The sequence below is a fragment of the Peribacillus acanthi genome, from assembly GCF_003073175.1.
In the GTDB taxonomy this organism is placed as follows: domain Bacteria; phylum Bacillota; class Bacilli; order Bacillales; family DSM-1321; genus Bacillus_BN; species Bacillus_BN acanthi.
Genome location: NZ_QBBX01000006.1, coordinates 1 through 15,643, shown reverse-complemented (window position 1 = coordinate 15,643; position 15,643 = coordinate 1). Strand labels below are relative to the sequence as shown.

Annotated in this window: 15 protein-coding genes; 11 read left to right on the top strand and 4 right to left on the bottom strand. The window is 35.3% G+C overall.

All coding sequences use genetic code 11. The annotated features are described in order from the left end of the window. On the top strand, positions 1 to 479 hold a 479-nt coding region (locus DBX25_RS21255; RefSeq protein WP_240620202.1), incomplete at its 5' end, for an NAD(P)-dependent oxidoreductase. A gap of 225 nt (positions 480 to 704) precedes the next feature. Here DBX25_RS21255 and DBX25_RS07435 read toward each other — a convergent pair. Further along, positions 705 to 1,853, bottom strand: a complete 1,149-nt coding sequence (locus DBX25_RS07435) for an aminotransferase A (protein WP_108670157.1) — start codon at positions 1,851 to 1,853, stop codon at positions 705 to 707. A 131-nt stretch (positions 1,854 to 1,984) separates the two neighbouring features. Here DBX25_RS07435 and corA point away from each other — a divergent pair, with 131 nt between their 5' ends. From corA to DBX25_RS07420, 3 genes are all read left to right on the top strand, one after another. Beyond that, complete coding sequence (gene corA / locus DBX25_RS07430; protein WP_108670156.1) at positions 1,985 to 2,980, top strand: magnesium/cobalt transporter CorA; 996 nt, start codon at positions 1,985 to 1,987, stop codon at positions 2,978 to 2,980. 759 nt (positions 2,981 to 3,739) lie between these two features. Next, on the top strand, positions 3,740 to 4,546 hold the full coding sequence (locus DBX25_RS21250; RefSeq protein WP_240620201.1) for a sensor histidine kinase: 807 nt from the start codon (positions 3,740 to 3,742) through the stop codon (positions 4,544 to 4,546). A 282-nt stretch (positions 4,547 to 4,828) separates the two neighbouring features. After that, positions 4,829 to 5,734, top strand: coding sequence for a chemotaxis protein (locus tag DBX25_RS07420; protein ID WP_108670154.1), 906 nt, complete (start codon positions 4,829 to 4,831; stop codon positions 5,732 to 5,734). A gap of 96 nt (positions 5,735 to 5,830) precedes the next feature. Here the strand turns inward: DBX25_RS07420 and DBX25_RS07415 are convergent, their stop codons facing one another. Both DBX25_RS07415 and DBX25_RS07410 read right to left on the bottom strand, forming a co-directional pair. Next, positions 5,831 to 6,322: a YkyB family protein gene (locus DBX25_RS07415; RefSeq protein ID WP_108670153.1), complete on the bottom strand. Its 492-nt coding sequence runs from the start codon at positions 6,320 to 6,322 to the stop codon at positions 5,831 to 5,833. Between the two features lie 176 nt (positions 6,323 to 6,498). Then, positions 6,499 to 6,831, bottom strand: a complete 333-nt coding sequence (locus DBX25_RS07410) for a hypothetical protein (protein ID WP_205685188.1) — start codon at positions 6,829 to 6,831, stop codon at positions 6,499 to 6,501. Between the two features lie 124 nt (positions 6,832 to 6,955). Between DBX25_RS07410 and DBX25_RS07405 the strand changes: the two genes are divergently transcribed. From DBX25_RS07405 to DBX25_RS07395, 3 genes are all read left to right on the top strand, one after another. Then, positions 6,956 to 7,330 (top strand): fluoride efflux transporter FluC, encoded by a 375-nt coding sequence (locus tag DBX25_RS07405; protein WP_157950907.1) that lies wholly within the window; start codon positions 6,956 to 6,958, stop codon positions 7,328 to 7,330. Further along, complete coding sequence (locus DBX25_RS07400; RefSeq protein WP_157950906.1) at positions 7,323 to 7,688, top strand: fluoride efflux transporter FluC; 366 nt, start codon at positions 7,323 to 7,325, stop codon at positions 7,686 to 7,688. The genes DBX25_RS07405 and DBX25_RS07400 overlap by 8 nt, the downstream gene beginning before the upstream one ends. 153 nt (positions 7,689 to 7,841) lie before the next feature. Next, complete coding sequence (locus DBX25_RS07395; protein ID WP_108670150.1) at positions 7,842 to 9,950, top strand: sensor domain-containing protein; 2,109 nt, start codon at positions 7,842 to 7,844, stop codon at positions 9,948 to 9,950. Between the two features lie 36 nt (positions 9,951 to 9,986). On the opposite strand, the gene DBX25_RS07390 is transcribed toward DBX25_RS07395, so the two are convergent. Continuing rightward, a complete protein-coding gene (locus DBX25_RS07390) occupies positions 9,987 to 10,841 on the bottom strand; it encodes a metallophosphoesterase (protein ID WP_108670360.1) in 855 nt (284 codons plus the stop codon). A gap of 286 nt (positions 10,842 to 11,127) precedes the next feature. Between DBX25_RS07390 and DBX25_RS07385 the strand changes: the two genes are divergently transcribed. The 4 genes from DBX25_RS07385 (at position 11,128) to DBX25_RS07370 (ending at position 15,523) form a co-directional block, all read left to right on the top strand. Next, positions 11,128 to 12,984, top strand: coding sequence for an SLC13 family permease (locus tag DBX25_RS07385; RefSeq protein WP_108670149.1), 1,857 nt, complete (start codon positions 11,128 to 11,130; stop codon positions 12,982 to 12,984). 163 nt (positions 12,985 to 13,147) lie between these two features. Then, complete coding sequence (fadH, locus tag DBX25_RS07380) at positions 13,148 to 13,912, top strand: 2,4-dienoyl-CoA reductase (RefSeq protein WP_108670148.1); 765 nt, start codon at positions 13,148 to 13,150, stop codon at positions 13,910 to 13,912. A 67-nt stretch (positions 13,913 to 13,979) separates the two neighbouring features. Continuing rightward, positions 13,980 to 15,191 carry an EAL domain-containing protein gene (locus DBX25_RS07375; protein ID WP_108670147.1) on the top strand — a complete coding sequence of 404 codons (1,212 nt, stop codon included), beginning with the start codon at positions 13,980 to 13,982 and terminating at the stop codon, positions 15,189 to 15,191. A 95-nt stretch (positions 15,192 to 15,286) separates the two neighbouring features. After that, the gene (locus DBX25_RS07370; RefSeq protein ID WP_108670146.1) at positions 15,287 to 15,523 is read left to right on the top strand and encodes a hypothetical protein; all 237 of its coding nucleotides are present in this window, start codon (positions 15,287 to 15,289) and stop codon (positions 15,521 to 15,523) included. Positions 15,524 to 15,643 lie beyond the last annotated feature (120 nt).

The window sequence follows — 15,643 nt, the reverse complement described above, 5'->3', positions numbered from 1 at the left end:
CAAGAGAAGCCAGACTTGCAATCATGGTGGGTGGCGATCAACCGGTTTTCCAAAGAATGCTACCTGTTTTTGAGGCTATTGGCACTAATATTGTTCATCAAGGTGCTGCTGGATCGGGCCAGCATACAAAAATGTGTAACCAAATTGTCATTGCATCAGGGATGATTGGTGTATGCGAGGCGTTAGTGTATGCCAAAAAATCTGGATTAGATCAAGAAACTGTACTTCAAAGTATTTCTACTGGGGCAGCAGGAAGCTGGAGTTTATCCAATCTTGCGCCACGAATTATCCAAGATAACTTTGACCCTGGGTTCTTTATCAAACATTTCATAAAGGATATGAGCATAGCTATTGAAGAGGCCGAAAAGATGGAAATGGAAGTACCTGGCCTGTCCTTGGCTAAGCAAATGTACGAGCAATTAGTAGGTTTAGGGGAAGAGAATAGTGGTACCCAAGCTTTATATAAATACTGGAAATAATAAGAATAATAAAGACCAGGAGCAATTTTTTCGCTCCTGGTTTCTTTAATTATTTTAGGAATTATTTAATTTAGATTGATGAATATCCTATCATATAGGAATTGTTCAAGTCTAGTTACATTTGCTTAGCTCTGACGTACAGAACGTACGAGTGCCTACGTGGCCACATGACGTGGCGGTGATTAGCTGACGGTCAACTCTTGGAAGACGCTTTTCGTTTTTGTCTTAAGTATTCAGTGTGAACTTTTCTAAACGGTTCATACCTTCTGACAATGTATCCATTGAATAGGCATAAGAGAGTCTGAAATAGCCTTCCCCCATAATTGAAAATGCACTACCAGGGACCACTGCCAATCTAGCTTTTTCAACAAGCTCCATTGCAAAATCAAATGAGGAGGTATACCCACTTGGAAGTTTTACAAAGAAGTAAAATGCCCCTTCTGGCTTTACAACCTCAAACCCCATATTAACTAATCTACGGTAAACATACTCACGTCTTTTCGCATATTCATGCTTCATTTCCAAAGCATCGTCGATTCCACTAGTCAATGCTTCCAATGCGGCAGCTTGTGATATGGAGGATGCACAAGTCACATTATATTGATGGACCTTTAGAATGTGCTTGCAAATATTCGAAGGAGCAAATACTAACCCAATCCTCCAGCCAGTCATTGAATGTGATTTTGAAAGACCATTAATGACAATGGTTTGTTCCTTTAAGAATTTTCCGATGGAAACATGGTCATAATCATAAGTGAGTTCACTGTAGATTTCATCTGCCACAATAAAAATATCTTTTCCTCTAATTAAATCAGCAATTTCCAGTAACTCTTCTCTGGTCAAAGATACCCCAGTTGGGTTGGATGGATATGGCAAAATAATGGCTTTGGTTTTATCTGTAATATAGGAGGATATTAATGCTGCATTCATCTTGAATGAAGTGGTAGTTACGTCAGCATAAACTGGCAAAGCCCCACATTGTGTAATTATGGGTTCATATCCTGGATAAACAGGGCCAGGTAAAATAACTTCATCGCCTTCATTAAGTACAGTTCGAAGACTCACATCAATCGCTTCACTGGCGCCACTTGTAACAATTACCTCGTCTTCAGGATTATAGGTCAGTCCGTATTTCGTATGTACAAAATTAGTTGCTGCTTCACGCACCTCCATCAGCCCAGCATTATGAGTATACACGGTATAATCTTTTTCAATGGCTGATATTGCAGCATCTTTAATATGTTTTGGGGTTGGAAAGTCGGGTTGTCCAATTGTAAGCCCAATTACATCCTTAAAGGGTGCGACTAAATTAAAGAATTTTCGGATACCTGAAATCTCTATACTTTTAACCTTTGGATTAATTAAATGTTCCATGGAAGATCCACTCCTTTAACAGTATACCTATTTTATCACGGACAAAGATTAGAGGATAGTTTAGCAATGAACAATAAGGAGAATATGATAAGTAAGTACTTTAAGGTAATATATTGAGAAGGGAATTTAACATGATACATACGATGATTTTAAAACAAAATGGAGAAATTGACTGGGATGCTCAGTTAGAGGATGTAAAGAAAGATGATGTAAAATGGTTTTGGGTGGATATTTCAAAACCTACACCTAAAGAAGAGCAATTACTCACTAATTTTTTTCAATTTCATCCATTGGCAGTGGAGGACTGCTTGGATCATTATTCTCAACGTTCAAAAATGGATTTTTATGAAGGTTATCAATTCCTTATTGTACACGCAATATGTCCGAAAACTTTAACGAACAATGAAATAGATATATTTGTTAATAAAGAGTTTATCGTGTCCTTCCATCGTCATTCTGATGATGATATGTTACTTATTCGAGAAAGGATAATGGAAAAGGATTTTTTCACGAAAGGTACATACTATGTCCTGCATTCTATCATTGATAAATTAGTGGATGATTATTTCCCACAAGTATATTCAATGGAATCAAAATTGAATGAAATCGAAGATAATCCTGAGGATGAATCCATCCAGGAATTGATGGAGAGGTTATTCGATATACGAACGGCTATGTCCAAGCTTAGAAGAACAATTTTACCGATGAGAGACCTTGTTTATCGAATCATTCATTCAGAGAGGTTACATTATCTAAAGGAACAGCACCTCTATTTTCAAGATGTTTATGATCACCTCATCCGACTAGTGGAAATGATTGAGTCTTATCGAGAATTTTCATCAGATGTAAGGGATAGTTACTTATCGATGAATTCTAATAGGATGAATGGTATTATGATGACTTTAACTGTTATCACTACAATCTTCATGCCACTATCATTCTTGGCAGGTATATACGGAATGAATTTTCAATATATGCCTGAACTGAGTTGGAAATATGGGTACTTTGTAGTCTTGGCCATAATGTTTTTGACTGCAGGATTAATGATGGCATTTTTCATGAGGAAAGGCTGGTTTAGATATGGAAGAGGAACAAAAAAGAATAAACGAATTATAACGTGGAAGTAGGAAAATCGTATAGGTCCTAGGCATTGAGTCGCAAGGTTTCTAATTTTCAGTTCCATTACGTGCAATTTGTATGAGAGTTTATCATCGCGGGATTCACTGAATAGGAGCGAGCAGACAGGACTTGTTTGCAGGCACTTTAGATATTAAGTCTTAAATTTATTATAAAAACAGTCGAATTGACTGTTTTTTGTTTCTTCTACTGAATTTGAATTAAATGGAAAAAAACTTATAGGCTTTATCCTATTAATACGGTATAATGGTGGTAAATTCGGGCATAGGATGGATGATATGGTATTATTGGATGAATTATTACTCCATTTTTTCATAATTTTAGTTCCCTTGCTCATTTATCAAATTTATTGGGCAAACGAAAAACTAGAAATACTACATTTGAAAGAGTCTAGCATTTTATTTATGACATTATTATTGTCCGCTATAACGTGTATGCTTTTCCCAATTTTCAAGCTTAGCGGATTTTCATACGATTATAGATCTTTATTAATCATATATGCTTTCCTCTATGGGGGCCGGAAGATAGGTTTATGGCTCATTGTTATAACTGTATTTTTTAGATTTTATCTAGATGGACAGGGGTTCTTGTTCTCATTATTCATGCTTCCATTCTTCTACGGTATACCTTTCATATTATCTTCCAAATGGAGAAAATTCTCTAAAAAGAAAAAATATCTTTATTCCACCATCATGAGTACTTTTGCCATGCTAATCTTTTCTTGTATTTTACTAATATGGGGTTCTGCTATGGATGTAGACGTACCTTTACCTGTTCATCCCTTCTTATCTCTATTCATTTGTGTAATAGGGTACGTAGTTACTTTATTTTTAATGATATATTTTACTGAGTTTCTAAGAGAGAATAAGCTAATGAAAATAGCTATTCAAGAATCAGAAAAAATGACTGTAGTAAGTGAACTAGCTGCAAGTATAGCGCATGAAGTTCGAAACCCACTTACAGTTGTAAAAGGATTTATTCAGCTTATTGAAAAGGAAGAGAATAGTTCAAACAAGCAATATATGAAACTTGTTTTATCTGAATTGGACAGAGCGGAATCTTTAATATCAGACTATTTAAATCTAGCAAAAAAAACAGAAATACAAAAAAAGCCCATCGATATTAGTGACTTAATTAAAAGTATTCATTCAGTTATTCAATCCTACAGTAATATCAATGGCGTACGGATTCAGACATCTATTGAACAAAAGCTGTATGTCCTAGGGGATATGGGAAAGCTTAAACAAGCCTTTTATAATATCCTGAAAAATGGGATAGAAGCTGTCCTAGATGATCAAGGACTTGTAGAAATTAAAGTCTATAGAAGTTTAAGGTCAGTACATGTTGAATTTTCCGACAATGGAATCGGCATGAACGATGATGAATTATTGAAGATTGGAGAACCCTTTTATACAAACAAGGAGTCAGGAACAGGATTAGGAGTCATGGTAACTAAAGCAATCATCCATGATCACGGTGGCTCGATTTCGTATGAAAGTACACTTAGACAAGGGACTCTCGTTAAGGTTTCACTTCCTTTAATCAATTTAGATTGATAATGTTATGAGGTTTGAATGTACCTATATAAATGTTTCACTGAGAAAGCAGTTGCCTAATTGGAAATCAATTGTCTCTTTTAACATGGTCTAAATAGAATAATGCTAAATTACAATGAACCCCTGGTTACTAGCTTATGTTCACAGTACATAAGTCGGTAACCGGGGTTTCTGTATTTTCGGTAAAGTTCATGAATATTACTGAACTTTTGAAAGAATTTCATTAATATTCATGATATATTGATAATACTAGAGTATTTTTTCATAGGAAGGAAGATCCACATGGATAACAAAAAAGGGATTTTACTAGAAAGTGGAACAAATGAACTGGAAATCGTCGAGTTTGGAATCGGTACAAATAAATTCGGAATCAATGTGATTAAGGTAAAAGAGATTATCAATCCTATTCCTGTGACGATCGTTCCCCAAGCACATAAAAATGTTGAAGGAATTATTGAACTTAGAGGAGAAGTGTTGCCTGTTGTGAACGTGGCAACTGCTTTAGGATTTCCACCTTCTGAAAATCCAAAGCAAGATAAGTTTATTGTGGCAGAGTTCAATAAACAGAAGGTCGTTTTCCATGTACATACCGTTACTCAAATTCATCGAATTTCCTGGGGGGAAATCGAAAAGCCTTCGGAGATGTATCAAGGTGCTGACAGCCAAATCATTGGTGTAATCAAGTTGAATGGGGAAATGATTCTTTTACTAGATTTTGAAAAAATCGTTGTAGAGATTAATCCTGATTCAGGTATTAACGTCCAACAAGTTCAAAAATTAGGAAAACGTGAGAGATCAGATAAAAGATTGGTTGTGGCAGAGGATTCACCTTTGTTAAGAAAGCTTTTGCACGATACGTTAAACGAAGCTGGATTCCAGTACATCGAGTTTTTTGAAAACGGTCAAGATGCATTACAATATTTAGAAGGACTGTATGCAGAAGGAAAAGACGTATTAAAAGAAGTTCAGTTAGTTGTAACAGATATTGAAATGCCACAGATGGATGGACATCATTTAACAAAACGTATTAAGGCCCATAAAGAATTATCAAAATTGCCTGTGATCATTTTCTCGTCATTAATCACAGAAGACCTTCGTCATAAAGGTACAATTGTTGGAGCTGATGCACAAGTCAGCAAACCAGAGATTGCTGAACTAATCGGCTTAATTGATCGTCATATCATCTAAATAAAAAGGGAGCCGCAACTTGAATGCGACTCCCTTTTTACTTGGGAAATGTTTTGTCTAGGTAAATCAAGAAGACAAAATAATATGTCCTAGCCTCTACTGTTTTTTGTAATAATAAAGGTCTTTACCTAGAAAAGAAGAAGGAAAAATATTAGAGGTTTGATGGTGTAAGGTCTTTTTTGGTAGTACCTTTTTTGTCTTTTGTTCCACCAAAGAGGTACCGATGTACGAAAAGAGAACACTTTTAGCTTTAGAAAGCGAAAGGAATGTCTTAGGATTCCGTTTGTTTACAGAACGGCTTCCTAAATGGGGTAGGTTTTTCATATCTTCTTTTGATGGTGGTAAGTGAAAAATGTAGTTTCCGCACTCAACAATAACATCAGACTGTTGTTGTGCATATTTTGGGTTGTCCGAAAAATGTAGTCCAAGCTTCTTTGCTTTTCCCTCAGTTAACATTTTTTCAATGGTTCTTTGTTTTAACTCATAAAGCGCTTGGGGTTTAGGAGCAGCTTTTGCATGCTTATTTACAATAAACAATGCCTGGGCTAAAACGTCTGTTGATTGAGGCCTGTTTTCCTTTTGCTCCATTTTAATTCTTCCCTTCAAAACCAATTGTTACCTTATTATAACATTTCACCCCATTAAAGTAAGTACTTGAGATAAAAAAACTAAATATTCTTCATTTTTAACCATTTTATTAAATTTATGTAGGAAACCCCTTCACAAGTATGGGAAGGGATTTCTGTCTTTATGAGCATTGTGTTCTATTGCTTTGTATAAATGTTTACATCTGTTATGTTATTACCATAAGCAGAAGGATAGCCTGGCATCGGGGCATAAGGCATAGGACCAGGCGGGTATGGTGGATATCCTGGATATCCTGGATACATTGGATAAGGACCATATGGACCACAACAAGGTCGGTTAAAGAAGAATGGGCTTATTGCCAAGCCTGCAAGTCCTCCAGCAATAAATGGAAGGAATGGAAAGAATCGCTGGTCTTCGGGATTGACAAACGAATGATCGTATATATTTTGTTGACGGAAATATTCGGGATTCATTTGATACGGTATATAATTATAATATGAAGTATGCAAAAGGTTACCTCCTTTTCTATTTTCTGTATAGTTTATGGGGTAATTTAATATGTGAGCCTGTCTAAGGGTGAATTAGAGACGGATGTCATAACATTTGGGATGGATGAATGGAGAATATTTTACTATGACTCTAAAAATGTTATTTGTTGGTATTGGAGCTGCAATTGGAAGCTTGGGACGTTTTTTTATTTTTGATTTATTTTCATTCGTTCATTTTCCCATTGGTACCATATTCGTCAATTTAGTTGGGAGCTTTATTCTTGGATTTATTACAACGGTTCCCAAGTTCAAAGGCGACAACAATGAAAGATGGAGGTTATTTTGGGGCACAGGAATATGTGGAGGATTTACAACCATGTCTACATATTCAGGTGATATGTTTATTTTAGTTGGTACTTCACCTCTCTTCGCCGTCATTTATGTATCCTTTACATTAGTAGGTGGCATAGGATTAGCATGGGTGGGCATGAAGTTAGGAAGGAGAAATCAAAGTGTTTGAATGGACGCTATTACTGGGTGCATTTTTTGGTGGTTCAGCAAGATATGCACTAGGCATACTTTTTTCAAGGATATTCAATCATCACTTATTTCCTTTCCCTATTTTTTTAATTAACCTAATAGGATCTTTTCTTTTTGGAGTAGCTAACTTTTTTGTCATTCAAAATACTTCGTTGTATTTATTGGTTGTAACCGGATTTTTAGGGGCATTTACAACTTATTCAACCTTTAGTATTGAATCTGTACAATTATGGCAAGAAAAGAAAAATAAGATTTTTTTCATTTATGTTACTAGCACCTTGGTTGGGACCATAATTTTATGTACTTTAGGTTTTTATTTTGCCTTACTTCTTTTATAATAGAGTTACAAAAATAGGTATTTTTCAACAAGAAACGACAAAACTTTAATATAATAGGTTACATTTGTATGCATTCTACTATTTTTAGAATATAGTATTCCATAAAAAATAGATTTAATAGATTCAGTTTGAATCATTAAAGGTGTGATTGTAATGAATCGATTTAAAGCATTCTTGAAAAAAGAAATACGTAATGCCCAAAACGGGAAAAGTATTGAGAAGATCATTTTTGACATTATTTTTTATCACGTATCAGACATGTTGTATATTATGAAGGTTGAAGAGGGACCTAAATTCCTTTATGTTTTTGCAAATGAAAAGGCTTTTTCAGTTGCTAATATTTCCTTGGATTCTATGGGCAAAACAATTGAGGATGTCATTTCACCTAAGTATGCACGTATTCTTCAGGAGCAATATGAAAAAGTTTTGAAGCAGGGAGATCATGTCACTTTCAGTCAATCCACTTTATTGGATGATGGGAATATTCTGTATGGTGAAACATTATTGACTCCAATTAAGGAAGAAAATGGCGACATAAAATTCATTGTTGCAATAACTAGGGATATTACAGCTTCAGAAATTGAGAAAAGGAATATGATTGAGGCGCAACAGCGATTTAAATCTGTCATCGATCATAATATGGATGCTATATTATCATTGAATCGTGAAGGTAAAATCACTGGATCCAATCCCTCATCCTATTCAATATTAGGTTATTCAGAAAAACAGTTACGCAACAGATCTGTCTATCATTTAGTTCATGATCAACAAAATCAAAGACTGAATGAATTAATAAATGGCACTTTAGAAGGTTACTCCTTAGAAATGGGAGATTGCTTGTTTATTCACAAAAACGGTCAAGAATTGAAAACAGTTTTGAAAACAGTACCCATTGTAGTTGATATGGAAATTAGAGGGTTATATATTATTCTTCGCGATATTACTGAGCTCTCCAAAAATCTTGAAACAATAGAATATTTAGCATATCATGACCAACTAACTGGTCTTTTAAATAGGCCAGCTTTACAAAAACATTTAGAACAAAAAATCTTGAAAGCAAAAGAAACGGGCTCAGAAATTGCCATATTATATATTGATTTAGATCGATTTAAATATTTAAATGATTCTCTGGGTCATAATAAAGGGGATTATATCTTAAATTTAATTGGGAATAGGTTGCTTTCACTTGATGTAGGAAAACCTCATTCTGTTTACAGACTTGGTGGGGATGAATTCGTTGTCCTGATTCCAAACAGCTCATTCAATGTTGTACCTGATATTGCCCAAAAAATCTTTGAAAGTATAAGTCTTCCCTTTGAGCTTGATTATCAAGATTACTTCATTACACCAAGCATTGGAATCTCTATGTATCCCTTAGATGGAAATGATAGTGAAACCTTGATTCGAAAAGCTGATGGAGCTTTATATCAAGTTAAAACAAACGGTAAGGCGCACTTCCAATTTTATAGTCAGGAAATGAACATTCATATCCCAACAGTTTTGACGATGGAAACCAACCTGAGAAGAGCTATTGAAAAGAATGAATTGCTACTTTTTTTTCAACCACAAATCCTTCTGGAAACTAATGAAATCAGTGGTTATGAAGCTTTATTACGTTGGGATAATCCTGTTCTTGGCTTTGTTTCTCCAGCAGATTTCATTCCTTTGGCAGAAGATACTGGATTAATCATTCCAATTGGACATTGGGTACTTGAAGAAACTTGTAAAAAAATTAAAGAGTGGCAAGAAAAAGGTGTAGGAAACTGTAAAATTGCAGTAAATCTTTCTCCAAAACAGTTTTTACAACCATCATTGCCTTTGACAATCGGAATGTTAATAGAGAAATATCAAATTGCCCCGGACTTGTTAGAGATTGAGATTACTGAAGGGGCTATGCAAGACACTAGTAAGGCGTTAAATGTCTTGAGGGAGCTTAAGACTTTAGGTTTGACGATATCTGTAGACGATTTCGGGACGGGCTACTCATCATTAAGTTATTTAAAGCAGTTTCCGTTGGACAAGCTGAAAATTGATCAGTCCTTTATCAAAGAAGTATTAACCGATCAAAAATCTGAAGCAATTATTACAACGATTATCCACCTTGCGCATAGTTTAGGTCTAGAGGTCGTTGCTGAAGGAGTCGAAACGGAAGAACAAGCAAACTTTCTAAGATTGGTAAAATGTGAAAAGGCTCAAGGTTTCTTGTTTTCTAAACCATTGCCATCACAACAAATCGAAGAGAAATATATTTATTTAGGTTAAAATCTAAAGCCTGAGCTTATAAATAAGTTCAGGGCTTTAGATGATTTTTAATAAGGTAATTTCCGGCCTTGATAAGAAGCGGTAGGGTAGACGGGTTGTGCCCAGCCCACGATTTACGTATAACTTCATCTGTTTGATCTCATACAAACCTTCTATGTAAATTTTTGCCTGTGGTGGAGTTATCAAAGCTCCGTAAAATGGTATTTGAATTTGCCCACCATGACTATGTCCACTCAATTGAAGAGAAATGGGATATTTGGAGGAAGTTTCTGCAAAATCAGGAGCATGAGATAACAATAGTGTAAAAGAGTCCTCAGGGATATTCTGTATTGTTTGGGGGAGATTCGGTTTTCCTAACATGGAGTCATCCACGCCAGCAATGAATATTTTTTCACCAGAATCATTCATGATGTGTGTCGCTTGGTTTTTAAGTACAATAAAACCACTTTCTTTCATAATATTTAAGTAGATGTCTGAACCATAGCCACCATGGTCATGATTCCCATAGACACAAAATTTCCCATAAGTTGCTTTCAGCTTGGATAGAATTGGAGAAATACTTTTCTTTTCAATATATGTGTGAGGGTTGTCCATTAAATCCCCAGTAAAGAAAATCAAATCGGGGTGAAGCTTATTAATTTTATCAATCAACTGCACAAGTTGGGGAAGCTGGAATTGAAATCCGAGATGTGTGTCACTGATTAAAACGGCACGCAGTCCGGAAAATGAAGATGGAAGATTGGGAAATTGAAGATTTTGTTGAGTAATTTCAATCCACTTTGGTTCAAGTTCTTCCGCATAGTATTTACTACTTATTCCCGCACCTAAAACAGATATCAATCCAAGGGCACTTTTTTTAATGAATGACCTTCTGGAATAGTTTTCTTTCATTACCATCAAACCTATCTACTTAGTATAACTTCATTCTATCATTGTATAGTTATAGAGTGTTAGAATGGAAGTTACTATTATTATATGAGATAGAATAAATCAAAAAAAGATAATAAAGTTTACTTTTCAGATACATATTAATGAAATAATATTGCAAACTGATGCATACTAAAGAATAATTAGATACAAACGTAAACGACAAGTAATATTAATTTTAAAATAGAGAGAAAGCCAAAGGATTTACAAAATCTTATTGGTTGCCATTCGTTTTTTTTGGGGGTAAAGCATGACGATTCATCCAATGTTATGGACCTTCTTACTATTGGTCATTATGGCTTTTTTGTTTATACAAGGTAGGTATAGGAAGGATTTAATCGTTCTTGGAATTTTGATAGCTTTTACGCTGACTGGGGTCATTACAGCCCAGGAGGCATTAGTTGGATTTTCAAACCCAACTGTCATAACTGTTGCAGGATTATATGTTGTAGCATCAGGAATTTTTAATACGGGTCTAGCCAAACAAATGGGAAACATGGCATTGAAAATAGGCGGCAACAGCGAACTTAAAATGTTAATGATAATGATGGTGACAGTTGCGATTCTTAGTGGTTTTTTAAGTAATACTGGAACAGTCGCAATCCTATTGCCAATTGTTATGAGTTTAGCTGTTCAACTACAAGTCAGTCCTTCTCGCTTTTTAATACCGTTGGCCTTTGCAAGTAGTCTAGGAGGCATGTTGACATTAATCGGCGCACCTTCTAACCTGATTGCAAGCAGTGTTCTTAAAGAAGGTGGATTTGAAAAACTTGCATTATTTGATTTATTGCCTATAGGGGTAGTTGCATTGGTGGCAGGTTTAGTTTTCATGGCTATTTTTGGTCGAAAACTGCTGCCTTCTCATAATTTAACATCTTCTGTAGATGATAAAGGACTTTCCGCAGGTGAACTTGCGGGATTATACAAAATATACGATAAATTACATTTCATCCATATTCCTGAAACATCTGAGATTGTTGGAGAACGACTAATGGACTTAAAGCTACCTGTTCGCTTTGAGACAACTGTAATAGAAATAGAAAGAAAACAAAAAGAGCTACTATCGCTAAAATCATCTAGGCAATCGATTGCAGCGAAAGCTGATGAAATTTTGCACCCTAATGATTTATTGCTGGTGTTAGGAGAAGAAGATCAAGTTAATCGTTTCATTTCGCATTTTGAGTTGGAAAGAAAAGAATTTCATCTTGAACAAATTAAAAGTCATTTTCTAGGAAAAGTATATGGGATGACTGAAATGGTTCTTCCGCCACATTCATCATATGAAGAGAAAAGTTTAATGGATATTCATTTTAGAGAGAAATATGAATGTAACGTTCTAGCCATTCATCGTAAAGGTGAATACATTCAAAGCGGTGTTGCCAAAGAAAAAATGAAACCAGGGGATACGCTTCTAATTCACGGGAAATGGGACAATATAGAGAGAATCTCCAAAGAAGATCGTGATGTCGTAGTTTTAGGTTCTATTTCAGAGGAAGCAAGTAATGCCTATGCGAGTGGTAAGGCCTCAATAGCTGCAGGAATCTTGGTTGTCATGTTAATTTTATGGTCATTCCAAGTAGTTTCCCCTGTAATATCTGTCTTGTTAGCAGCCGTACTAATGATTGTGACTGGCTGTGTAAAAGGTATGGAAGAAGCGTATCAACGGATTAATTGGGAGTCAATTGTCATTATTGGAGCGATGATTCCGATGGCACTTGCCTTAGAAAAATCAGGTGCTGCTCAAGAAATTACGAACCAATTCCTAGAGGTTTTTGGTGGATTTGGTGGTTATGGTATATTGATAGGTTTTTTTACCATTACTTTAATTCTTTCACAATTTATAACCAATATAGCCATCGTTGTCATTTTGGCTCCTATTGCTTTAAGTACGGCAGTGGCACATGGTATAGATCCTTATCCAATTTTAGTGGGTGTGGCAATAGCGGCAAGCATGTCATTTACAACTCCATTTGCATCTCCTATTAATACATTGGTCATGTCAGCTGGGGGCTACACTTACAAAGATTTCATCAAAATAGGTTTACCATTACAAATTGTAATTGGAATATTAATGATATTGGTCATACCATTATTTTTCCCTTTCTAAATAAAAAGGTTGATTCGAATCAGTTAATGAATGTAGTAATCATTATCGAAGTCGATCAACCTTTTTTTGCTAATTCCATAAATAAAATAAATTATTAGAAAATTCTACTAACTACTGTTAAAATGTAAATGAATGAACATTCATTTTTTTAGGGGGATTGTAGATGAAAAATAAAGTAGTAATAGTTACTGGTGGCTCGAGCGGAATGGGGAAATATATGGCGAAAAAATTTGCCGATTCTGGAGCGAACGTGGTCATAACTGGCAGGAATTTAGATAGATTGCAAGAAACCAAAAAGGAAATTCAAACGTTTGAGAATCAAGTGTTAACGGTTCAAATGGATGTGCGTGAAATTGAACATGTTAAACATATGGTGACCAAAACTCATGAGGCCTTTGGAAGAATTGATCATTTAGTGAATAACGCTGCAGGGAATTTCATCTGTCCCGCTGAAAATCTTAGCCCTAATGGATGGAAATCTGTAATAGACATCGTGTTAAACGGGACCTTCTACTGTTCTAGTGAGGTAGGTAAGTATTGGATAGAAAAAGGGACAAAAGGTTCTATTATTAATATGGTAGCAACTTATGCATGGGGTGCGGGTGCCGGAGTTATCCATTCAGCAAGTGCAAAGGCAGGTGTGCTGTCTATGACGAGAACGTTAGCAGTTGAATGGGGTAGAAAATACGGAATTCGTGTGAATGCAATTGCACCGGGGCCTATCGAAAGAACAGGTGGAGCAGATAAGTTGTGGGAAAGCGAGGAAGCCGCGAAACGCACCATCAATAGTGTACCTTTACAACGATTAGGAACACCGGAAGAAATAGCGGAATTGGCTTATTTCTTATTCTCGGACCATGCTGCATATATAAATGGTGAGTGCATTACAATGGATGGAGGTCAAGTATTAAATCAATTCCCATTTTAAAAAATTTCTATCTTTTTTGTCTTGGTGCTATAATTGAATCCAGTATGATTGCTTCGGAGGGTGTCACATGGATGCAGTTGAAGTATTAACAAATTTAGATAGAATTCTTCCCTATTTTCAACCAATATTCAGTGCAGATGAGCACTCAGTTATTGGATACGAAGTTTTAGGACGCTACAATGACGAGGAAAAGGGGATAGTAAGCTTAGGACCTTTTTTTCAAGATGACAACATTCCAGAGGAATATAGGCTTGAGGTAGATAATTATATTTTGGAACAAGCATTAAAAATTATTACAAAACATGTTAACCAAGATTTCCTTATTTTTTTGAATCGTGATCCCGAACTACTAATGGTAAATGATGGAGAGGATGTTCTTGAATTACTCCAAAATTACTTGCCTGAAAATCAATTGAGTCGAGTAGTTCTAGAACTTTCACAAAAGAAATACAAGGGAAACCTCGATGATTTACAGCATTTATTGACATATTATAAGACCTACGGCATCAAAATTGCGATTGATCACCTTGGGGATGATAGCCATCTTGATTTAATTTCTGGTTTATCGCCTCATATATTAAAGGTAAATCTGGAAAAATTAAAAAGTGCTGGATGGGATTCTTACCAGGAAGTTTTATATACATTGGGTCTATTAGCAAGAAAAATTGGTGCCACATTATTATTTGAAAGTATTGAAACCGTATACCAGCTTCAATTTGCTTGGAAAAATGGGGGACGATACTATCAAGGCTATTATTTGGCAAGTCCCCATGAAGCATTGGTTCAAAAGGATATTTTAAAGGGTAAGCTAAGGGATGATTGCCAAAGATTTATCATTGCTGAAAAAAAGAAATTAGAAAAAATCTTCACCATTAAAAGGGATTTATACGAAAAATTACAAGGGTTAATCGCTAAAGCAAGAAAAGTAAATGACTATACTGAGTTATTGAAATCACTTGCAGATTCATTATCACCTGTATGTTTCCGTTTATATATTTGTGATGAAGAAGGATTCCAAAAATCGGAAAATGTTCTTAAGTTAGATGGAAACTGGATTGTCCAAGCTGATTATCGTGATAAAAATTGGAGTTGGAGGCCATACTTCCTCGAAAATATCATTAAAATGCGGAACGAAAAACGTGGAATTCTTTCCGATTGTTACAGTGATATTGAAACAGGGGAGACAATTAGGACTTTTTCTTTGCAATTGAATGAATCCGATTTTCTCTTTCTTGATCTTTCATATGAATATCTATATGAAAATGATGTACTACTTTAAGATTTGAATGAATATCGCGTGATTGAGTCACTATAAGGATAGACGAATGAAGTGATAAAGTTTATTATTTCATACTATTTTTGGAGGGACTTTACATGAGCTTATTTATTTGGGTCTTAGCGCTAATCTTAAGTATAGTCGGTCTGTTTGGGATAATGTATACCGTTTCATTAGGGAAAAGTCGAAATGCTTTAAGAGGAGAGTTCGATACTCACATTGACGAGAAGGTACAAGAACATCCATATATGCGGAATCCGATTTTCCTAACATATGTACTATTTGTAGGAATCCTACTTATATATGTATTATATTTAGCGTTCACCAGATATTAGCAATCCTGAGCTCAGGATTGCTTTTTTCTATTTTTTAGGCTCTATAATATTTGTTGGGGTATAGACACTATTTAGAATGCATAAAAAACACGCAAACCCCTCATTCTTTTATACTTGAAT